Origin of the sequence: Halovenus anhuiensis (genome assembly GCF_037080055.1) — an archaeon.
Classification (GTDB): Archaea; Halobacteriota; Halobacteria; order Halobacteriales; family Haloarculaceae; genus Halovenus.
This window is the reverse complement of sequence record NZ_JBAOJI010000004.1, coordinates 266,461-287,834: the sequence shown is the minus strand read 5'-3', so window position 1 is coordinate 287,834 and position 21,374 is coordinate 266,461. Positions and strand designations below refer to the sequence as shown.

General features: G+C 61.8%; 23 protein-coding genes. 14 read left to right on the top strand and 9 right to left on the bottom strand.

Features of this window, described 5'->3' with window-relative positions; translation table 11 throughout:
* The first annotated feature begins 150 nt into the window (after positions 1–150).
* The 6 genes from V8P86_RS12350 (at position 151) to V8P86_RS12325 (ending at position 6,683) form a co-directional block, all read left to right on the top strand.
* Positions 151–651, top strand: a complete 501-nt coding sequence (locus tag V8P86_RS12350; RefSeq protein ID WP_336327576.1) for a LutC/YkgG family protein — start codon at positions 151–153, stop codon at positions 649–651.
* Positions 648–2,846: an LUD domain-containing protein gene (locus V8P86_RS12345; RefSeq protein ID WP_336327575.1), complete on the top strand. Its 2,199-nt coding sequence runs from the start codon at positions 648–650 to the stop codon at positions 2,844–2,846. The genes V8P86_RS12350 and V8P86_RS12345 overlap by 4 nt, the downstream gene beginning before the upstream one ends.
* Positions 2,847–3,076: 230 nt before the next feature.
* Positions 3,077–3,889, top strand: coding sequence for an ABC transporter ATP-binding protein (locus V8P86_RS12340; protein ID WP_336327574.1), 813 nt, complete (start codon positions 3,077–3,079; stop codon positions 3,887–3,889).
* Positions 3,886–4,629, top strand: a complete 744-nt coding sequence (locus V8P86_RS12335; RefSeq protein ID WP_336327573.1) for a hypothetical protein — start codon at positions 3,886–3,888, stop codon at positions 4,627–4,629. The genes V8P86_RS12340 and V8P86_RS12335 overlap by 4 nt, the downstream gene beginning before the upstream one ends.
* Positions 4,629–5,363, top strand: a complete 735-nt coding sequence (locus V8P86_RS12330; protein WP_336327572.1) for a hypothetical protein — start codon at positions 4,629–4,631, stop codon at positions 5,361–5,363. Before V8P86_RS12335 ends, V8P86_RS12330 begins: the two co-directional genes overlap by 1 nt.
* A 567-nt stretch (positions 5,364–5,930) precedes the next feature.
* A complete protein-coding gene (locus V8P86_RS12325; protein WP_336327571.1) occupies positions 5,931–6,683 on the top strand; it encodes an IclR family transcriptional regulator in 753 nt (250 codons plus the stop codon).
* A 148-nt stretch (positions 6,684–6,831) separates the two neighbouring features.
* On the opposite strand, the gene V8P86_RS12320 is transcribed toward V8P86_RS12325, so the two are convergent.
* The 5 genes from V8P86_RS12320 to V8P86_RS12300 form a co-directional block, all read right to left on the bottom strand.
* Positions 6,832–8,520, bottom strand: a complete 1,689-nt coding sequence (locus V8P86_RS12320; protein WP_336327570.1) for a PAS domain S-box protein — start codon at positions 8,518–8,520, stop codon at positions 6,832–6,834.
* A 115-nt stretch (positions 8,521–8,635) separates the two neighbouring features.
* Complete coding sequence (gene rnhB, locus V8P86_RS12315) at positions 8,636–9,268, bottom strand: ribonuclease HII (protein ID WP_336327569.1); 633 nt, start codon at positions 9,266–9,268, stop codon at positions 8,636–8,638.
* A 60-nt stretch (positions 9,269–9,328) separates the two neighbouring features.
* Positions 9,329–9,547: a YgaP family membrane protein gene (locus V8P86_RS12310; protein WP_336327568.1), complete on the bottom strand. Its 219-nt coding sequence runs from the start codon at positions 9,545–9,547 to the stop codon at positions 9,329–9,331.
* A gap of 33 nt (positions 9,548–9,580) precedes the next feature.
* Positions 9,581–9,748, bottom strand: a complete 168-nt coding sequence (locus V8P86_RS12305; RefSeq protein ID WP_336327567.1) for a hypothetical protein — start codon at positions 9,746–9,748, stop codon at positions 9,581–9,583.
* Positions 9,749–9,846: 98 nt separating this feature from the next.
* Positions 9,847–10,014 carry a hypothetical protein gene (locus V8P86_RS12300; protein WP_336327566.1) on the bottom strand — a complete coding sequence of 56 codons (168 nt, stop codon included), beginning with the start codon at positions 10,012–10,014 and terminating at the stop codon, positions 9,847–9,849.
* A gap of 134 nt (positions 10,015–10,148) precedes the next feature.
* Between V8P86_RS12300 and V8P86_RS12295 the strand changes: the two genes are divergently transcribed.
* Positions 10,149–11,060, top strand: coding sequence for a DUF7351 domain-containing protein (locus V8P86_RS12295; protein ID WP_336327565.1), 912 nt, complete (start codon positions 10,149–10,151; stop codon positions 11,058–11,060).
* Here the strand turns inward: V8P86_RS12295 and lipP1 are convergent.
* On the bottom strand, positions 11,057–12,016 hold the full coding sequence (gene lipP1, locus V8P86_RS12290) for a LipP1 family hormone-sensitive lipase (RefSeq protein ID WP_442909392.1): 960 nt from the start codon (positions 12,014–12,016) through the stop codon (positions 11,057–11,059). The two genes, V8P86_RS12295 and lipP1, sit on opposite strands and share 4 nt — an antisense overlap.
* Before the next feature lie 170 nt (positions 12,017–12,186).
* Between lipP1 and V8P86_RS12285 the strand changes: the two genes are divergently transcribed.
* The gene (locus V8P86_RS12285; protein ID WP_336327563.1) at positions 12,187–13,614 is read left to right on the top strand and encodes an arylsulfotransferase family protein; all 1,428 of its coding nucleotides are present in this window, start codon (positions 12,187–12,189) and stop codon (positions 13,612–13,614) included.
* 55 nt (positions 13,615–13,669) lie between these two features.
* On the opposite strand, the gene V8P86_RS12280 is transcribed toward V8P86_RS12285, so the two are convergent.
* Positions 13,670–13,816 carry a hypothetical protein gene (locus V8P86_RS12280; RefSeq protein WP_336327562.1) on the bottom strand — a complete coding sequence of 49 codons (147 nt, stop codon included), beginning with the start codon at positions 13,814–13,816 and terminating at the stop codon, positions 13,670–13,672.
* Positions 13,817–13,966: 150 nt separating this feature from the next.
* Between V8P86_RS12280 and V8P86_RS12275 the strand changes: the two genes are divergently transcribed.
* Both V8P86_RS12275 and V8P86_RS12270 read left to right on the top strand, forming a co-directional pair.
* On the top strand, positions 13,967–14,617 hold the full coding sequence (locus V8P86_RS12275) for a helix-turn-helix domain-containing protein (protein WP_336327561.1): 651 nt from the start codon (positions 13,967–13,969) through the stop codon (positions 14,615–14,617).
* A gap of 75 nt (positions 14,618–14,692) precedes the next feature.
* Positions 14,693–15,028, top strand: coding sequence for a HalOD1 output domain-containing protein (locus V8P86_RS12270; RefSeq protein ID WP_336327560.1), 336 nt, complete (start codon positions 14,693–14,695; stop codon positions 15,026–15,028).
* Positions 15,029–15,077: 49 nt separating this feature from the next.
* Here the strand turns inward: V8P86_RS12270 and V8P86_RS12265 are convergent, their stop codons facing one another.
* Positions 15,078–15,602, bottom strand: a complete 525-nt coding sequence (locus V8P86_RS12265; protein WP_336327559.1) for a DedA family protein — start codon at positions 15,600–15,602, stop codon at positions 15,078–15,080.
* A 40-nt stretch (positions 15,603–15,642) separates the two neighbouring features.
* Positions 15,643–16,644: a lysylphosphatidylglycerol synthase transmembrane domain-containing protein gene (locus V8P86_RS12260; protein ID WP_336327558.1), complete on the bottom strand. Its 1,002-nt coding sequence runs from the start codon at positions 16,642–16,644 to the stop codon at positions 15,643–15,645.
* A gap of 109 nt (positions 16,645–16,753) precedes the next feature.
* Here V8P86_RS12260 and V8P86_RS12255 point away from each other — a divergent pair, with 109 nt between their 5' ends.
* From V8P86_RS12255 to V8P86_RS12240, 4 genes are all read left to right on the top strand, one after another.
* Positions 16,754–18,304: a sulfatase gene (locus tag V8P86_RS12255; RefSeq protein ID WP_336327557.1), complete on the top strand. Its 1,551-nt coding sequence runs from the start codon at positions 16,754–16,756 to the stop codon at positions 18,302–18,304.
* Positions 18,305–18,402: 98 nt separating this feature from the next.
* The gene (locus tag V8P86_RS12250; protein ID WP_336327556.1) at positions 18,403–19,260 is read left to right on the top strand and encodes a hypothetical protein; all 858 of its coding nucleotides are present in this window, start codon (positions 18,403–18,405) and stop codon (positions 19,258–19,260) included.
* Positions 19,261–19,281: 21 nt separating this feature from the next.
* A complete protein-coding gene (locus tag V8P86_RS12245) occupies positions 19,282–20,253 on the top strand; it encodes a glycosyltransferase family 4 protein (RefSeq protein WP_336327555.1) in 972 nt (323 codons plus the stop codon).
* 28 nt (positions 20,254–20,281) lie between these two features.
* Complete coding sequence (locus V8P86_RS12240; RefSeq protein WP_336327554.1) at positions 20,282–21,343, top strand: glycosyltransferase; 1,062 nt, start codon at positions 20,282–20,284, stop codon at positions 21,341–21,343.
* Positions 21,344–21,374: the final 31 nt, after the last annotated feature.

Here is a 21,374-nt window from a genome sequence, read left to right as displayed (position 1 = left end):
GCTGAGGCGGGCGTTTTCTGGCATGAACACTCAAAAAACGCCTCGCCTCACTCTTCAATCCTTATCTGAACACTGCGCTATAATAGGCGAGCGGCCAGGGCCGGCAGGTCCGGGAAAACGTTAGGGTGCTGCGGTTAGTTATCGCAGAACATGAGTTCTGTACAATCGTTCCGTGAGTCGGTCGGCGGGACGGCCACCGTCCACGAGACGACGGCCGAGGAGTTCGCCGAGACGCTGCAGTCGGCTATCGAAGCGCCGGCCGTCGGGACACCGCTTCCCTTCGAGGGGGTTTCACTCGCGGAAACAGCCGTCGAGACGGAGTTTACACCCGGCGAACTGCAGTGGGCCCAGACGGGCGTCACGCCGGCCCGAATCGGTATCGGCGAGTACGGTACCGTCACGCTGCCCAGCGACGCCGCGGGGACCGAACTCGTCAGCCTCTACGCCCCGCGACACGTTGCCGTCCTGCCGGCCAGCGGGATCGAACCCGACATGAAGGCCGCCTACGAGCGGTTGAGCGACGATTTCCGTGAGGGGACGGACACGCAGGTGCTGGCGACGGGGCCGAGCGCCACCGCCGACATGGGGACGCTGATCCAGGGGGTACACGGGCCGCACGAGGTCCACATTCTCGTGCTGGAGGATCGATGAGCAAACCCGACCGCGAGGGGACGGCCACGGAGTTGCGCCGCCTGATCGAAACCGAGGGGGCGGCCGTCGGCCAGAACACCCGGACGGTCAACCAACTCTCCGACTACGCCCTCGAACAGTTCGACAGCTACGAGGACCTGCGGGCGGCGGCTCGCGAGATCAAGGAGAACGCTATCGAGGATCTGCCGTCGCTGATCGGACAGGTCGACGAGGCTGTCGAGGCCAACGGCGGCGAGGTCCACGTCGCTCAGAACGCCGAGGACGCAAACCGGATCGTCGAGGAGATCATGGCCGAGCAGGATGCACAGACCCTGGCCAAGAGCAAGTCGATGACCACCGAGGAAATCGAGGTCAACGACCACCTCGAATCCGAAGGGTACGACGTGATCGAGACCGACCTCGGCGAGTACGTCATCCAGATGGCCGAGGAGAAGCCCTCCCATCTGATCGGGCCGGCGATGCACAAATCCTCCGCGGAGATTGCCGAACTGTTCAACCGCGAATTCGATCTCTCCGGCGACGACGCCCTGACCGAGAACCCCCAGGAACTGACCGACTTCGCCCGCGAGAAGGTCGGCGAGGAGATCAGAAACGCCGACGTGGGCATGACGGGCGCGAACTTTGTCGTCGCCGAGACGGGGACGCTCATGCTCGTCACCAACGAGGGCAACGCCCGGAAGACGGCGGTCACACCGGACACGCACATCGCCGTCGCCGGCATCGAGAAACTCGTCCCCTCGCTGGCTGATCTCCAGCCCTTCACGGAACTGATCGCCCGCACTGGAACCGGACAGGACATCACCTCCTACGTCTCGCTGTTGACGCCGCCGGTCGACACGCCGGTTCCGGACTTCGAGGCCGACGAGTTCCGCGACGCCGACGACCGGGATTTCCACCTCATCCTGTTGGACAACGGCCGGATGGGGATGCGCGAAGACGAACAGTTGCGAGAGACGCTGTACTGCATCCGCTGTGGGGCCTGCTCGAACGCCTGCTCGAACTTCCAGACCGTCGGCGGCCACGGCTTCGGCGGCGAGACCTACACCGGCGGTATCGGGACTGGCTGGGAGGCCGGTGTCCACGGACTGGAAAGTGCCGACGAGATGAACGACCTCTGTACGGGCTGTTCGCGCTGTGAGCCCAAGTGTCCGGTCGACATCGACATCTCCTGGATCAACACCGTCGTCCGCAACAGGCTGAACCGCGAGGCCGACACCGACACCTTCGACTATCTGGTCGAGGGACTCCAGCCCGACGAGGAAACTGGCGGGCTGGACCGCCAGAAGTGGCTCTTTGGCAACATCGAGCGGTTCGCGAAACTCGGGAATGTGAGTCCGCGGCTGGCCAACGCCGTCACGAGTTCCAGCCTCGGCAAGCGTGTCCTCTCCTCGGCGTTCGGCGTCGATACCGACCGAGAGTTGCCCGAACTCGCCGGCGAAACGCTGCGGGAGTGGTACGCCGAGCGCGGCCCACAGGTCGTCAACCCCGAGCGCGATGTGGTTCTCTACCCCGACCTCTACACGGATTACTTCGATCCCGACCGCGGGAAGGCGGCTGTCCGCGCGCTCGAAGCGCTCGACGTGCGGGTCCACATCCCGGCGGTCGGAGAGAGCGGTCGCGCCCCGCTCTCACAGGGAATGATCGAAACTGCCCGCGGGAAAGCCGAGTCCGTCCACGGAACGTTGGTCACCCACATCGACCAGGGCCGCGACGTGGTCGTCGTCGAACCGAGCGACGCGGCGATGTTCCGCAACGACTACGAGAAACTGCTGCCCGAACGCTCCGCAGACCGACTCGCCGAGCACACCTACGAGATCTGTGAGTTCGTCTACGGGTTGCTCGAAAACGGCCAGGAGATCGACTCGCTGCGGGCGACCGAGGACGTTTCGCTGGCTTACCACAGCCACTGCCAGCAACGCACCCTCGGCCTGGCGGAGTACACGACGGAACTGCTCGACCGGGCGGGCTACGACGTTCGAACCTCCGATGTCGAGTGCTGCGGGATGGCCGGCAGTTTCGGCTACAAGGAGGAGTACGCCGACGTGGCCCGCGCTGTCGGCGAGCATCTCCAGGACGACCTCGGTGAGGTCAGCGGCGAGCGCATCGCCGCCAGCGGCACCTCCTGTCAGGCCCAACTCGATTACCTCTACGACCGACCGGTCCCACATCCGATCGAACTGCTCGCACCGCGGTAATCGGAACCAGCACAGCCCCCTTTTTATCTGAAGTCGCTTTGGACCCCGAAGGACACGCTGGCTGCCGTTCAACCTCTACCGACCTCACAGCGCCAGCAGAACGACCGAACTGCTCTCGAGTCCAAAACGAACTACGAAACTCACTTTGACATTTAAACTCTTTGCCGGGATTCTCGACGATAAATAAGTGAAAATCGCAATGAAACTGCCCCACATTAGGATCACATATGATGGCTACGCCGAATCACGACACATCCCTCCAACGAGACAAACAGCACGACACTGATCTCGCGGTGAGAGCGACTGGTGTCGCGAAGAGCTACGATTCGCCGATCCCGTTTACGAACTCTGTCGACGTGCTCGACAACGCGACCCTCGAAGTCGAGCGCGGACAGGTCGTCGGAATCATGGGCGAAAACGGGAGCGGAAAGTCGACGCTCATGCAAATCCTCGCGGGTGTTATCGAGTCCGACGCCGGCACCGTAACCCGCAGCGGGACAGTTGGCTGGTGCCCGCAGGAACCACGTCTGTACGATCGGTTGACCGTCGACGAAACGTTCGAGCTATTCGGCCGTGCCTACGGACTGGCTGACGACGAAATCGAAGATGCACGCGACTGGCTGACCGATGTTCTCGATTTCGAGCGATTCCGGGAGCGACAGATTCGCAATCTGAGCGGTGGGAACCGACAGAAGATGAATCTCGCTGTTTCTCTTATGCACCAGCCCGACCTGCTCCTGCTCGACGAGCCGTACACGGGGTTCGACTGGGAGACGTTTCTCGCGTTCTGGAATCTCACCGAAGAACTGCGTGAGCGCGGCGTCGGCATCGCGATCATCTCACACATCATCAACGAGCGGGATCGGTTCGACGTTATTTACGAACTCCATGACGGTCACCTCCACCGCCAGGAGGTCGGTGCAGACGACACTGTGAACCCAGAGCCGACGGCTGATGGTGTCTCGTGCGAGCGCACGGCTGCATTTTTTGACCGGGCAGTCGACTCCGACCAGCACGGTCGAAACACGGAGGGGCAGAGATGACGACGAACAGACGAGTCTTCGCTGGGATCCGTACCAGCACGCTGTCGTTCTTTCGGGAGCCGTTCAACATCGCGCTGTTGTTGATCCTGCCCGCGCTGTCCATCCAGATCTACGGCGTGAGCCTCGGCCAGTTCCCAGAGATTGGGATGTTCGACGCCGCCGGATCGCTCACGGCGACTGGACGGATCACCGGCGCTGTCTTCGCCACGGGAGCACTCGCGGGCGTCCTCGGACTCTTCCAAATGATCAGCGCACGGAACGCTGATCGCCGACTCGTCATCTCCGGGTTCCGTCCGAGCGAGTTGGTCGTCTCTCGGTTCACGACCGTTCTCGTCGTCAGTCTCGCGATCAGCGCAATCTCGACAGCCACGCTCGCGTGGTTGCTCTCGGGTTCGCTCGACGCACCGCTGATCGTCTTCGGCAGCCTCACACTCGCAGGTCTCACGTACGGGCTGTTGGGGATGCTCGTCGGGACGATTCTCCCCCGAGAACTCGAAGGCTCACTGCTTCTCGTGATACTCGCAGACATGGACAACGTCTTCGCGAGTGGCCTGTTCGACATCGACGAAGAAATCACCCAGTTCGCCCCGCTCTCACATCCGCACGAACTCGTCTCTCAAGCCGTCTTTTCCGGCTCGCTCGCAACCGACCATCTGCTGCCAGCGGCCGCGTTTGTCGTTGCATTCGGAGTGTTGAGCGTCGGAGCGTACTCTTACACTCTCAGCGGAGGTGGCTCGTGATGGAGCGGCGCACGACGACCGCAATCGAGATGAGTCTGCGGGAATTCGCTCGCACACCTGTCTTGCTCGCACTGCTGGCGTTTCTCCCCGCCTACATGATCGGTGTCTTCGTCTGGCTCGTTCCAGACACGACCATCCCACTCACGATAGACGGCACGACGGTGACCGCCGAGATGTCGGCGTTCGCAGCCGCCTTTATGACTCCCGTCACCGTGGCCGTTCTCTCCGGCATCGTCGGGCTGTTCCTCATGCACACCTCGAAAATGGCCGACAGTCGATTGCGACTGTCTGGCTATCGTGCGCGGGAACTGGTCACCGCACGGGTCGGACTGCTCACTACTGGCAGTGTCATCGTGACTGGTGCTGCACTAGCTGTTGCGATCGTTGTCTTCACGCCGAACAACGTCGCCGCGTTCGCCGGCGCAGCCGTCCTCGTCGGCGTGACCTACGGCATCTTGGGCGTGATCGTCGGCATCGCAATCGACCGCCTGCCAGGGGTCTATATCATGCTCTTCACACCGATGGTCGATATTCTCATGTTCCAGAATCCGCTCGCGACAGACTCACCGGCCTGGACGACGGCACTCCCCGGCCACTTTGCGACGAACGCGCTCATGAGCGCCGCGTTCACATCCGCGAGCGGTCTCGACGAGCTCCTCGCCGCAGGTGGGTACGTCCTCGTGCTCCTGGCTATCGGAGTGGTCGTCTTCTACCGGGCGACCATAACGAACTGAACTCCCGTCGACGACGCTGGCCCCCATTTCTCCGCGGCTTTGCATCAACTACGGCTGCTGTCGAAATGCGGGCACGAATCTGAGACCCGCGGCGCTGGCCCGTAGTGCTGCTGTACCCGGTAGCCGAACTGACGCGTCGTACAGATTGCTCTCCAGGTCGGGACCTCAGCTAAAACTATAAAAAATATGCTATTTCTGCAGCGTTACAGCAACTTCTCGATCAGGTACTCGACCGGACTCGTCGCTTTCTCTAGATCTGCCGTGCTTGGGTTGTCTTTGAGGGCCGTACGCGATTTCGGGGACGGGGTCGTTTGGTCTGTCATCACTCCTTGCTATGGGCCGGACTCGTAAGTATATGTCGAATTTTCTATGTTTTCTCACGCGAAACGGTGCTCCGGGTGTGTCTCGATTCGAGCGACAGCCTGAGACCGTTATTTCTGGCCGTAACGTTTCTGTAGCGGTGTTCTGGGGGCATAGCGAGTCCGAGAGCCGACGAGCACAGCGTTTCCTCATAGCGAACGACGAGTTTCGAACAGCCTTATCAAAACCCCCGGCGTAGACGTGAGCATGTCGGACGACCGGGTTCGTGCGACCGAGACATCCATCCGGGTGCTCGAAGCGATCGTCGAACTCGACGGGGAGGCAGGGATCACCGAACTTGCGACCCATCTCTCCCTCGCCAAGAGCACGATTTTCAAGCACCTGAACACGCTCGAAGCGAACGGGCTGGTCGTCGAGTACGACGACCGGTATCGGATCGGACTGCGAGCGCTGGAATTCGGCGGCTACGCCCAGCGGTACGACGGCGTTTACGACACGGCGTACCCGGAAGTCAGACAACTGGCCGAAGACTCCGAAGAACTCGCGAATCTCATGTTCGAGGAGGGTGGTAAGGGTGTGTACGTCTACACCGCGGAAGGCCCGAAAGCGGTCGATATCGACACGCAGACCGGCCGACGGGTCCATCTCCACTCGACGGGCATCGGCAAGGCAATTCTCGCGACGATGTCCGACGAGCGCGTCGACGAGATTGTCGACAGGCACGGCCTCCCGGCAGCGACTGAGCACACCATCACTGACAGAGATGCGCTGTTCGCAGAAATCGAGCGAATCCGCGAGGAGAACATCGCCTACGACCGCGAGGAATCGATCGAGGGGATGGCCTGTCTCGCTCGCCCGCTGTCGGTTCCGGGTCCGCGCCCGGCGGCGATCAGCATCACCGGGCCTGCGAGTCGCGTGATGACCGGCGAGACCGAACAGCAACTCAGAACCTACCTCGATCAGGCCGGCAACGTCATCGAACTCAATCTCAAAGGGTAGCGTTCGTAATGAAGAAACACAGTTGAAACAGCGGTGGAGCAGGACTCACCGCGGCTGATCCACTGGCTTCGAGCCATCGGTATGTCCTCAGGAATTCTCACGCGCCTTCCGTGCGCGCTTTCGTAAATACGGCCTGACCGAGGCCGATCTAGCCGGACTTGCTCAGGATCAACTGGACTGCCGCACCGCCGAGGTCGCTCCGGCCGAAGGTGATGTCTCCGCGGGACCGCTGGACGATCCAGTTGACGACCCAGAGACCGATGCCGCTGCCGTGTTCCAGCGAGTCCTCGGTCCCGGATTTGATCACGTTGCGCTCTGATGCCGGGATGCCCTCGCCGTTGTCCGCGACCTCGATAGTCACCCATTCGTCGTCGCTGGTGACGGTGATCTCGACGACGGGTTCGTCCGATGGGTTGTGCTCGATACCGTTCTCGATGAGGTTTTCCAGCGCAAAAATGAGTCCTGGGATCGCATAGATTTCCAGATCCTCGGGGACCGAGACGGTAATCTCGGCGTCCGTACCCGCGAACTGGTCGGCCGCACTCTCGACTGCCTCGGCGACCGAAACGGTCTTTCTGTGCGGTCGCTCGTTGAGCAGGTCTCCCGCCTTTTTCATCTTCTCGATCATATCGACCGTCTGCCAGGAGTGGTCGAGGATCGTCTGTACCCGGTCTTTTTGTTCCGGTGGTACGTCCTTCGCGAGGGTGCTCGCTTCTCCGATGATCAGCGCGAATTGGTTACGGACGTTGTGTCTGAGTAGCCGGTTGATGACTGTGAGTCGCTGCTGGCGCTCCGTTCGCTCCGTGATATCGCGGATCATTCCCACCGTTCCGTTGAACTCGCCGTCGGACTCCAGCACCGAAATGTGATGGGCGACCGGGAACGTTTCCCCGGTCCCCGAGAGCGCCTCGTATTCGACGATCCGTGTCTCCATGTCGTTTTTGTCGCTGAGAAGCGTCCGGACGGCCTCGTACAGTTTGTTTTCGCCCGCTTCGGTCGTCGCTTTGCCGAAGTAGCTTCCGACCATCTCTTCGTAGGCAGTCTCGTAGATATCGGTCATCGCCGGATTGACTTCTTGGATGATCCCGTCCTCGTCGACGTAGTACAGCGGATCCGGGACTGTTTCGGTGATCCGCTCGTACAGGGTTAGTTCCTCGATGCGTTCGTGATACGGAGTTGCGTCGTGGACGATCCCGATCGTTCCGTCAGCCTCGCTCGTCGAGACGGTGTAGATCTGCAGGCGTTTCGTCTCCCCGTCTGGCGTTTCGAGGAGGAGTTCCGACTGCTGGTCCGATTGGAGGTCTCCAACGCCACTGAGGGAACCGTCTCTCTCCGGTCGTTGTGGGTCCGTCCGGGCGGCGGTGAGACAGTCGGACAGCTGTGCCCCGATCAGCTCTTCGGGCGTCGAGTCGAGCAATCCTGCGAGTGTTTCGGAAATCGCCGTTATTTCTCCGCTGTCGCTTAGCTCGAAAAAGTCGATCTCGTCGTACGCTGTCAGCCGCTCGTACTCGTTCGGTTCGCTCGCTCTCCGTCCGCCGTATGCGGTGATACGACGGATGAACACCTCCGTCTGGTCCGGAAGCGCCGATCTCCGAAAGTAATCCGAGGCGCCACGATCGAGGACATCGTCGGGAGCGGTGTCCTCGTCGAGGAGGGCGACGATCGCTGTGCTGGGCCACGTATCCGCGAGTTCCTCGACGGCTCGGAGCGAATTTGCCGACAGATCGACTACGATACACTCCGGTGCCGGTTCGCCTTCTTCGGGGAGCTCCGTGCTGACCTCGGTTCCCGACCGTGCAAGCAACTGTTCCGGTGGTTCCCCCAGATAGACGATCATTGCTCTCCCCGAGCACCCCACTGCATGTTGTCCCACAATATAGTACAAACCATATAAATAACGATGGTACGAGTGACCGTGACGTGGTCCCGAAGCTTTGCTCTGCGGAGATATATCAGAAATCCGACAGCGACGCTTGATCGAGCGCCTGTAGCGCGTCCTGGCTGGTCTGCCAACTCGCCCGAGCGCAGTCGGGGAGTTCGCCGTGCTCCCGGACGAACGACTCCAGAAACTCCCGCGTCGTCGGATCGCTCGGATAGCCGCTGCCGACGGCACCGTACTCGGTGGCCAGTTTGTCGACGTGTGCCTCCCGTGCGACCTTGGCGAGAATACTCGCCGCGCCGACGATCGGATACTGCTCGTCAGCGCCGTGTTCGGCACGCAGATCGACCGAACAGTCCAGTTCGCTGGCGACGCGGCGCTCGAAACGGACGGCGTTGGTGTCGCCGGCGTCTGCGTAGCCCGACAGGCCGTCTTCGACGACGCCAGTGAGTGCTTCGCCGTGACCGGCGACGGTGAGTGAGTTCATATCGGTGTCGGGATCGTCGATGCGCTCGACGGGAATTTCGACGATTTCGGCGGTGGCAACCTCCCGAATCGCGGTATCGAGTTCCTGGCGGCGCTGGGCCTCGATATCTTTCGAGTCGCCGACATCCGCTGGCAGTTGCTCGGGGTCGGCCCGCACTGCGGCGACGAACATCGACCCGAGAACGGGCCCTTTGCCTGCTTCGTCGACACCGAACTCCATACCGCGAGTGCGAGACCGGAGAATAATTTTCTTGTGATGTTCCCGTTTGCGAGGGGCCGGTCACTCGGTATCTGTGCTCGTATCGAGTCCAAGTGCCTTGTTCAGCCCGCAGAAACAGGTCACGGCGTTGATTCCGAGTCCTGCTGCCGCGATGGCCGCGACCGTGCCCAGCGAGCGCCGACCCGCCCGCAGCGCAGAGAGGGCGACGATTGTGAACCCGACCGCCAGTACTGCGCGAACGATACGGTCCGTTCCGCCGACGTTTCGTTCGATCTCCATACTACCGTCTTAACGCGCCAGCATCTTGAAATTTCAGTCGACTTCTTCGATCAGAAAGGCCGCTGAGCCACAGATCCGGCACTGGTCGCCGTGCCGGACCGCGACGACCTGCCCGCCGCAGTTGAGACAGTGCAACAGCGTGCGATTCGGCTGGTCGAGTGCATCTCGGATTGCCTCCGTCTGTGGCGAGATGAACGGCATCTGTCGGAATCACCTGTCTTATCATGTGAACGATTCGATTAAATATCCGATTTCCAGTTAGTTGCCGGATCGATTCAGTTACGGTTCGACTACGGTTATCAGTCGTACTGCTCGACGATGACGGCCTCAGAGCTACAGCGGAGACAGGAGCCACCGTGTCGGATCGCGACGATCTGTCCGCCGCAGTTGAGACAGTGCAGCAGTCGACGGTTCCCCTCTGCCAGCGCCTGCTCGATTTCTTCGGTCTGTGGTGGGATCAGCGACATCTGGCGTCAATCGGACGTTCATACGGTCTATGGGAGTAAATATCCACTGTCGGCCGGAGTCGAAGACATACTCTTTCGGTTACAATACTGAATTTCAGCGAACACTTTTGATCGTGTACCCGCAGTATCCAGACATGAGCGGAACTCGTGACGAAACGGGAGAGGGGGAACTGGCTCCCGCCGAGGCGTTCTCTGTCATCGCGAACGAGACCCGACTGGATATCCTCGAATCGCTGTGGGAGTACGAGGACCGGCCGATCAGGTTCTCAGCGCTGTTCAGCCGGACCGATCTGGACGACAGCGCGCAGTTCAACTACCACCTCCAGGAACTCACCGACCAGTTTGTCGTCAAGACCGAGGCGGGCTACGATCTGAGTCACACCGGCGGGCAGGTGATCCGCGCGCTCCGAGCGGGGACGTACACCCACTCACCGGAGGTCGATCCCTTCGAGGTCCCGGGGGAGTGTACGCACTGCGGCGGCCCGCTCGAATCAAGCTACGAGGACGAACAGTTCACGATCACCTGCCGGAACTGCGGCAAAGCACACGGGAAGTACCCCTTCCCGCCCGGCGGGCTTGAGGACCGCACCGAGGCCGAAATCGCGACGGCCTTCGACGAACGAGTCCGCCATCTGCACTGTCTGGCGGCCGACGGCGTCTGCCCGGAGTGTGCCGGCCGGATGCACACGACGCTCACCCGCCAAGGCGAGTGTTGTCTGGATGTCTCGCTACGGGCCGAGCACCGCTGTGAGCGGTGTCGGCACAGCCTCTGTTCGCCGGTCGGACTCGTGTTACTCGACGAAGCTCCCGTCGCCGCCTTCTACGACGATCACGGCATCTCGCTCACCGACCGGCCGTACTGGACGCTGCCGTGGTGTGTCGACGACGCCTACTACGATGTCCAGTCGACGGAGCCGTGGCGGATCGAGGTGGCGATTCCGCTCGACGGCGAGCAACTGCGGGTCGCGCTGGACGGCGAGTTACGGGTCGTCGAGACGACCCGCGAGTCCTGTGACGGGACGACCGAGTGCGTCTCACACGATTAGCCGTCGAGCATCGTGTCGAGATCAGCTACCACCGCATCGTAGGCGTCGTGTGCGGCGTCGATGTCGACCGGGTCGGCGATCATATTGAAAAAGCCGTGGATCATCCCCTCGAAGTTGTGATGGTGGACCTCGTTGCCAGCATCGGCCAGTCGCTGTGCGTAGGCGGCCCCGTCGTCACGGAGCGGATCGAAGCCCGCAGTGACGACCGTCGCCGGCGGCAGTTCCGACAGATCTGCTGCGAGCCGTGGACTCGCGTAAATATTCCCTTGGTCGATCTCGTCGTCGACGTACTTGTCGTGGAACCACTCCATCGTCTCCGCGGTCAGGAAGTACCCCTCGCCGTTTTCTTCGAAGGCCTCGGTCTCGGCTGCATCGCCCGCGACAGGATAGACGAGAATCTGTGCGGCGATGGCCGGGCCGTCCCGATCACGCGAGAGCAGCGAGACGCCGGCCGCGAGGTTCGCCCCGGCACTGTCGCCGGCAAGAACGATCTGTCCGGGATCGATGTTCAGTTCCTCACCGGCCCCGCTGGCGTACTCCAGCGCCGCGTAACAGTCTTTCAGTCCGGCTGGGAACGGATGCTCCGGTGCGAGCCGGTAATCGACGCTGAGAACCGGATAGCCGGTTTCGGCGGCCAGTTTCCGGGCCGGGCCGTCGTGGGTGTCGAGGCTGCCGACGACGAACCCGCCGCCGTGGAAGAAGACGATCAGTGGCGTCGTTTCCTCGTCGTCTCGGGGATCGTACAGCCGGACCGGAATTTCGCCGTCGGGGCCGTCGATGGTCCGATCCTCGATTGTCGGGAGGTCGATATCCGGGTCGGCCTGTGAGAGTTGTTCCTGGACCTCCCGGGCCTCCGGCGGCGAGAGTTCGTGAAGTTCCGGAACGTCCATCGATTCGTACAACTGGAGGAACTGCGTGACCTGTGGATCCAGTTCCGCTCCGCGCTCGGCAGTGATCTCTGTCATCATCACGCATACCGGGCGTCGGTAGCATAAATCCACCGTACAGACGGCCGGCATGGCCGTATCTCGAAGCCGGATGAACGGTTGGCCGGCCAGACTCGGCAATCGACGAACACGTCTGGAAAGCGATATTCCTAAGACGGTGCCCCGTTGAGAAGGGAGCGATGAGCGAGGAGACCGACTCACAACCCCGCCCTCCGCTGCAACGAGGCCGAGCGCTTTTGTCCGGGGCCGGTGACGCGCTCACGCGCAACCGGATCCGGGTCGCTCTGGTCCTCGTCCTCCTGTTGTCTGCCGGTGTGATCGTCGCCGGTGCAACGAGTGACGGCCTCTCGACCGCCTCGGCCGAGGCAGCACCAGACGCTCCGCCCGCTGACAATATCACCGTCATCACGGAGTCCGGCCGTGCCGGAACGCTGATCGCCTACGATACCGATGGGTCGGTACTCCACTACAAAGACGAACGCACGAAATACTTCGACGTCGACGAGGTCGAGAACACGTCGGCGACCGTCGAGTACACCGCGACGGATACGATTCACACGAGCGGGCCGTACTGCGACTCCCCGCCGTGTGCTCGCAACGTCATCGAGCGAGCGAATCTCACGACCGGTGAGACCGAGGTCATCGTCGAGCGGTACAACCACCAGGAGACCGCCGGCGAGTGGCACGACCACGTCCGCGTCAACGAGACGCACGTCCTCATCGCCGACATCCTCTACGACCGCGTGTACATGCTGAACACCGAGACGGGGATCATCGAGTGGGAGTGGGACGCACAGGCCGATTTCGACCCCGCAGAATCCGGCGGGTCGTTCATGACTGACTGGACCCACCTCAACGATGTCTCGTTGCTCGACGACGGCCGGATCATGGCCAGTCTGCGCAACCACGACCGCGTCGTCTTCATCGACCCCAAGACTGGCGTGCAGGAAGACTGGACGCTCGGCGAGGAGAACAACTACGATATCCTCTACGAACAGCACAATCCCGATTATATCCCCGAATCGGAGGGCGGTCCTGCTGTCGTCGTCGCCGACTCGGAGAACAACCGCATCAAGGAATTCCAGCGTGTCGACGGTGAGTGGGAACAGAGTTGGGAGTGGGCCGACTCACAGATCCAGTGGCCCCGCGACGCCGACCGCCTCCCCAACGGCAACACACTCATCACCGACACCCACGGCAACCGCGTGATGGAGGTCGACCAGAACGGCGACATCGTCTGGGAGGTCGGCTCGACGCTGCCGTACGAGGCAGAGCGAATCGGCACCGGCCCCGAGAGTGAGGGCGGCGAGAGCGCCGAACGGCTCGGTCTCGAAAGCCGGACACCGAGTGACAGTTCGGGCGACGAGAGCGGGAGCAGCGTCAGTTTCGACCCGCTGACCGGAATCGGACACTTCCTCGAGGACCTGCTGCCCCACCGCATCGTCAACGGCATCTACTTCGCAATGCCGGTCTGGTTCGGGGCGCCGCAGTTCGCCGCCGCCGGGGCCGGTCTGCTCGTCGGGCTCGGCTGGCTCGGCGCAGAACTCCGCTGGCAGCTTCGCGACGCCGGCGTTCGGTTCCGGCTGCCGGTCTATCGCGAGGACTGACGCAGGCGTCTCGGAGCCTTCTGCCGATTCAACGATTCGATCTGTTTGCCAGCGGTTAGCTCTGCCGTGTGACGAAGACGAGGATACCGACGACGAGGAGACCGATACCCCAGTAGACGGATGGATACGGGAGATATACGAGCAGAAGCGTCACGAGACCAGAGGTGATGAGCGACCACCCGATGGTCGTTCGAATCGTCATTGATTATCTCTCGGCTTCGGCCGAAATTGTTAATTGCTGGCTTCGATGGCTCGTCACTCGTGACCATCGGCTCTATTCGCGCGAGGAGATCTGAAAACTACCTGATTCGACAGCGACTAACTCAAAAAGATGGATAACTAACAGGTAGGCATGGCTATCGAGGCGGCGTTTACCATCAGGCAAGAGAACTTTCCGTTAAGTGCCGTCTTCAAGCAGCTAACCGACGTTACGATCGAACTGGACCGCGTCGTCCCGACGGGTGACGCAGTCGTCCCCTACTTCTGGATCTCTGCCGACGACACCGACAAACTCACGACAGACTTGAGTGCTGATCTCGGGATCAACCAAGTCAACGTAATCGATCAGGTGGAGAAACAGATGCTCGTGCGCATCGACTGGAATCTCGGCTACGAGAGTGTTCTGACCGCTATCGTGAACACCGATATTACGCTCGTTTCCGGGACCGGCACCGACGAGCAATGGACTTTCGAGGTTCGTGCGAGCGAGCAGGAGGACCTCTCCGAGTTTCAGACGTACTGCCGGAGCAACGATATTCCGATCGAGTTGACCGAACTGCACGCAATTTCGTCGCTCAGATCTGATCGAGAGTACGATCTCACAGACGGACAACGGAAAGCGTTGATTCTGGCCTATTCCAGCGGGTACTTCGACTCGCCGCGAGGCGCGACCCAAGACGATATTGCGGACAAACTCGGAATCAGCCGACAGGCAGTCTCGTCACGATTACAGCGCGGGACCCGACGCCTCGTGACGAGCACGCTCATCGTTCCCGAAGAGTGACTCCCTTACCCTTATAAAACCGTGTTGCACGAGCAAAAGCCATGTTCAACCCTGTGAATGTTCTCTGTTGAAGTAATGACAGACGCCCAAAAGATCTCTAGTAGCGTGGATATCACGGACTCGATAGACTCTGTTTGTTTCGATGCGGACGACGAACTGTTTCACGCGACGTACGACAGTGCTCGTGATTCGACGACTGTCGCGGTCGTTGCAGTGGTTGCGGCCGCTCTCGGCACGGATCCGTGTGCCCTGTCACCGCTGCAATCCACGCTGGATACGGACGCGCTCGACGACCTGGTTTCGGAGCCGCGGACCGAGAATTATAACAGTATTTCGTTCTCCTACGAGGCGTTCGAGGTGACAGTGACCAGCAGAGGTGCCATCGTGGCCGAACCTACCGAGCACACGTAGTTGGCATCGTCGCGTCCCTACTTTCTCCGTCTCGGCCGCCGACGGACAGTTAGAAAACGATAATCTGTTCGCCGGCGAGATATAGCCCTGCCAGAATCGTCTGGAAGGTCAGCGACCCCAGTGCGGAGAGGGTGACGAAGGTGCGCAGCCGCATCGTCGACAGTCCCGCTGGGAACGTACAGAGCCCACGGACGAACAGCATCGTGTTACTGATCGGGACGGCGAGCAGGCCCCAGCGGTCGAACCAGCCGTCGAACCGGTCCAGTCGATCCTCGCCAATCGGAAGCCACCCCCTCTGGAGCACGTACTCGCGGCCGCCGCGGCGAACCACGACGAACAGGACTGCCTGCCCGATTGTCGTCCCGACGACAGCGATGGCGACGACGGCGACGACTTCGGGGATGGAAGTGCCGATAAACAGAAGTGCGACGGGAACGACTAGCTCGCTCGGCATGAACCGCAGCAGCATCGTCCCCTCCAGGAGACAGAGTCCGAGCAAAATCACCAGCCCGAACTCCGAGGTGAGCCAGGCATCCAGCCACCCGGGGACGAACTCCGATTGTAACGGCAGCATCTACTCCAATTGTCTGCGGATTCCGAATATAAGGCTTTCTTCACCTGCCGAGACTCATCCCGAAGTTGGTCGCCGCGGCCCCCCCGAGGAGTACCGGCAGCCAGTAGACCACGCCGCGGTAGATGAGCACCGCGGCCGTGACCGTCGCCGCTGGCACGCCCGTCGCGGGGACGAGAATCGCGACGAACGCGGCTTCGATTCCGCCGAGCCCGCCCGGGAGCGGGGCCGCACCCGCGAGATTGCCAAGCGGGATCGCAAAGAGGACGACCGCGACCGGAACCGTCTGGCCGAGCGCCTCGAAGGCGACAAACAGCGCAACGCCTTGCAGCAGCCAGCCGGCCAGCGAGAGCCCCAACACGAGCGCGAGGCGGCCGGGACTCGTCGCGATCGTCTCGACGTGGCCGAAAAACCGCCTGGCTCGGTCCTGCAACTGGAGATCGAACCCCGAGGAGGGAACCAGTCGACCGGCCATAAACGCCACCAGTCGACTCGCGGCGTCGACCAGCGACCACCGATACCGCCAGCCCACTCCCAGCACGACACTGACCCCGAGAATGATTCCGATCGCCGAGAGGACGGCGTCTTGCACAGCCTCGCCGACGGTCGTCGTCGTCGCGTAGTAACTCACGCTGACGAGGATGAGCGTCACCGAGGAGATGACGTTGAGCACGTCGACTGCGCTGATCGCCGCCAGCCCCGTTTCGTATGGCTCGTCGGTCACCTTCGAGATGAGCAGGGCGGCGACCGGTTCGCCGCCAGCTTGGCCGAACGGCGTGACGTTGTTGGCGAAGACAGCCGCGGTGTAGACGAGAAACGACCGCCAGACGGTAACCGAAGTGTCGAGCGTTTCGAGGATGCTCCGGAGCATCAGCCCCCAACAAGCCAGCCAACAGATACCCGCGACGATGACCACTCCGATCAGTTGTGGATCGGCAGTCTGGAGCGCGGCGAGAACGTCCCGCCCACCGACGAGAAAGAGCAGGACAGCGAATATCACGAGTGTCCCGCTCGCTCCGATCACGAGTGCTCGACGCCGGTCCATACCTCCACTCCCGCTGTAAGCATCTTCAACTGTTCGGTCTTCGCGCAGGGTTTCTGACCGATAACCGAGTCCGCGGTATTTATATATGGGTACTGACAACCACGACAGGATGAGCGAGCGCTCCCCGTCGAACGTCCTCTTTGTGGTTCTGGATACCGTCCGCAAGGATCACCTCACGCCGTACGGGTACGACCGCGAGACGACGCCGGAACTCGGCAAGTTCGCCGAAGACGCGACGGTCTTCGAGAACGCCGTCGCCCCGGCACCGTGGACGCTGCCGGTCCACGCGTCGATGTTCACCGGCCGCTACCCGACCGACCACGGGGCGGATCAAACGAGTCCCTATCTCGACGACGTGGCGACGCTCGCGTCCGTTCTCAACACTTCGGGTTACGATACCGCCTGTTACTCCTCGAACGCCTGGATCACGCCGTACACCCACCTCACCCGAGGGTTCGAGCACCAGGATTCCTTTTTCGAGGTGCTGCCCGGCGACGTGCTCTCGGGACCGCTCGCGAGCGCGTGGAAGACGATCAACGACAACGACACGCTGCAATCGATTGCGAACCGACTGGTCCACCTCGGCGCGAAAGCCCACTCGATACTCGCAAGCGGCGAGGGCGCAGACTCGAAGACGGGCTCGGTCATCGACCGCACGCAGTCATTTATCGACGATGCCGACGACGACTGGTTCGCCTTCATCAACCTGATGGACGCGCACCTGCCGTACTACCCACCCGAAGAGTACCGCGAGGAGTTCGCTCCCGGCGTCGACCCCGACGATGTCTGCCAGAACTCCAAGGAGTTCAACTCCGGCGCTCGCGACATCGACGACGAGGAGTGGGAGGATATTCGCAGCCTGTACGACGCGGAACTCGCCCACATGGACGCCGAACTCGGCCGATTGCTCGACTGGCTTCGCGAGACGGGTCGCTTCGAGGACACCACGATTGTCGTCTGTGCCGACCACGGCGAACTCCACGGCGAACACGACCTCTACGGCCACGAGTTCGCGCTGTACGAGCAACTGACCAATGTCCCGCTGATCGTCTCCCATCCCGACATCGAGGAGGGCCGCCGGGAGGACCTGGTCGAACTGATCGACCTCTATCACACGCTCCTCGATGCTGCCGGCGTCGAGACGACTCGCGCGGATCGAGAGGCCGTCCCGCTGGATCGCACACGCTCACTGCTGTCGGCGGAGTACCGCGAGTTTGCGGAGCCGTCCGATCCCGGACAGGCGGCGCTCACTGAGGCCGAGGACGACTACGCGTTCGTCGAGTACGCCCAGCCGCTGATCGAACTCCACCACCTCGAAGAGAAGGCCTCCGAGGCTGGCATCACGCTGCCCGACGATCACCGCGGCTACGCGACGCTGCAGGCCGCCCGCGGCGAGCGCGGCAAGTACATCCGGGCCGACCGGATCCCCGACGAGGGCTATCGGCTGGACGACGACCCCGACGAATCGGACTCGCTCGATCCTGACGACGACGAGCGAGTCGCCGAGGCACAGGAGGTACTCGAACGGTTCGGCGAGGAAATCGACGCCCCGTGGCTCGGCGAGGGCGACGCTGGCGGCCCGACCGATCCCGACGAGGTGCTCGACGACGCCGACGAGCAGACGCGGGAGCGACTGCGGGATCTCGGCTACTTGGAATAGCGAAGTTCTGCCGATTCTGTCAGTTTTGGGCACTGTCACCTCGATAATCGTGAACCGTTAGAAATACCACCACCGACGTGATTGGGTAGAGTAACAGAATGCGATCCCAGCAGTTTCTCGAATCCGAGTGGGACTACTGTCTTGTGCTCGATTCGTGTCGCTACGATGTCTTCGAGTCGGTCTACGACGAGTATCTCGACGGCTCACTCGAACGACGCGAGAGTGTCGGCTCCTCCACCCCTGAATGGGCGTACCGCACCTTCACCGATAGCCACGACATCGCGTACTTCTCGGGCAATCCCTTCATCAACAGCCTGGGCATCCCGCTGTCGGAGCTGAAGTGGGGGGCCAGTTGTGATTACGACTGGACTGCCACCGATCACATCTCGACTGTGTTCGACATCTGGAAAGAACAGTGGGACGACGACCTCGGGACGGTTCCGCCGGAGGCCATGACTGAGGCGTTTGAGGACCATCAGGACGTCGCCGAGGAGGCCGACCGCACCGTCCTCCACTACATGCAACCGCACGCGCCGTATCTCAGCCGCGGCCAGGGCGGCAAACTCGGCCAGATCAAGGAAGGCATCAACCGACAGGCCGAATCCGACGGCGAGGGCGGTGTCGTCTCGAAGATCGGCAACACCGTCCGCCCGAAACTGGAGAAATCTCTCGAAGGCAGTTCGTTCGCCCAGAAAGCGGGGCTGTGGCTGGAGATGGATCCAGTCGAACTCGTCCGCGGTGGCACCCGCCAGACCGGACTGGAGTACCACGAACAGAACCTGCGGATCGCACTCGAAGAGATTGTCGACCTGATCGAAGAACTCGACGGCGATGTCATCGTCACCGCCGACCACGGCGAAGCATTCGGTGAGGAGGGCGTCTGGGAACACCACATCGAGACGTACATCCCGCCGCTGATGGAGGTGCCGTGGCTGGAGGTCGACGGCGTCGCCTGAGCGGAGTCGCCCACTCACACGATGTTCGTAAGCCACTATCTCGAGTTCGAGTCCCACGTCACCGGCGGCATCAGCGAATCCGTCGCCCACCAGCGCAAGATGCTCCGCAAACAGGGGATTACCTACACCACCGACCCGGATCTCAACGCCGATGTGCTCCACTGTAACGTCATGGGTCCCCGGTCGGTCTACTACGCCAAGAAGGCAGACATCCCGGTCGTCGCCCACACCCACGTCACCGCCGAGGACTTCGGAGAGAGTTTCCGATTTACGAACGCCCTGGCCCGCCCGCTACGGCCGTATCTGGAACGAGCATATAGCCTTGCGGACGCGCTGGTCTGTCCCTCCGAGTACAACCAGAATCTCATCGATTCCTATACCGACCGGCCGACGCGAGTGATCACCAACGGCGTCGACACGGAGAAGTTGGAGGGTTTCGAGGATCTGCGCGAGGAGTATCTCCAGCGGTACGACCTCTCGCCGCCCGTCGTGTTTCTGGTCGGTCACGTCATCAAACGCAAAGGACTGGAGACGTTCGTCGAAACTGCCCGTGCGCTTCCGGAGGTGGATTTCGCTTGGTTCGGACCCATCGACCGCGAACTGAAGGGTCGATCCACGAAGAAGTTGATCGACGAGTCGCCGTCGAACTGCACCTTTACGGGCTTTATCGAGGATATCCGCGGAGCCTTCGCGGCGGGCGATATCTTCTTTTTCCCCACCTACGAGGAAAACGAGGGGATCGCACTGCTGGAGGCGATGGCCGCCGGCAAACCGCCCGTCGTCCGGGATATCGAGACGTTCTCGTGGCTGACCGACGGCGAGGATGCAGTCAAAACCGACAGCGACAGCGAGTTCGTCGAAGCGATTCGGCAGTTACAGGATGACGAAGAGCGCGAGCGACTCGGCGAGAACGCCCGCGAACGAAGTGAACCGTACCATCTCGACGCGGTCGCCCCGGCGTACGAATCACTCTACGAGGAGGTATGTCAATGATAGTCGACACAATTTCGGAGGCTCAGGTATGAACGTTGGATTCTTCACAGACAGCTATTTTCCCGAAATCGACGGGGTCACCTACACGCTTCAGTTGTGGTGTGACCGGCTCAGCGAGCGCGGCCACGAGACGGAAATCGTCTACCCGGACGGCGATTACGAACCCGAGGAGGGCGAGCATCCGGTCCCATCGCTGCCGAACCCCTTCTATCCGGGCTACTGTGTCCCGACCTACCGGCGTCCGTCGAAGCTTCCCGACCTCGATCTGGTCCACTGCCACGGCCCGGGGCCGGTCGGCTGGCTGGGCGTCCATTACGCCCACAAGTACGATCTCCCGCTGGTCTACACGCATCACACCCCCATCGAGGAGTACTTCCATCAGGCACTGCCGTGGGAATCGGTCGCGGGCGTGCTGAGCGAGCGGTATCCAACGCTCGAAAGCAAGTATCTGAGCCTCTTCGACGTGGTGACAGCCTCCACCAGCCGGATCGACCGCGACGTGGATCACGTCCAACTGCCCGTCGGCGTCAACATGGAGTTCTTCCAGCCGACCGACGAGCGGTGGTACGACGGCGAGACAGTCATCGGCTATAGCGGCCGACTCAGCATGGAAAAAAACGTCGCCGAACTGTTCGAGGTCGCCGAGGAACTCCCCGAATACGAGTTCGTCATCGTCGGCGAGGGGCCGCGCCGGCCCGACCTCGCTGCGCGCAAACCGGACAACGTCACGCTCCGTGATTTTCTCCCGCGAGAGGAACTCCCGATTTTCTACTCCTCCATCGACGCGTTCATCACCGCCTCGACTGCCGACACGCTCGGCCTGTCGACGCTCGAAGCCAACGCCTGCGGCACGCCGGTCGTCGCTGCCGACGCCCCGCCGTTCGACCGAACGATCGGCGTCAACAACGGCCACCGGTACGAACCCGGCAACATCGACGCCGCCGTCGATGCCATCGAACAGGTTCTCAGAACCGACCGGGACACCCGAAGCGCGATCGAACAGTACAGCGTCGGCCGAACGATCAACCAACTCGAAACGCTCTACGAGGGACTCTGCAACGGCACCATCGAGGATATTGAACTGGACTGATCGACTCGCTGTCGTGCGACTCAACTGTGAG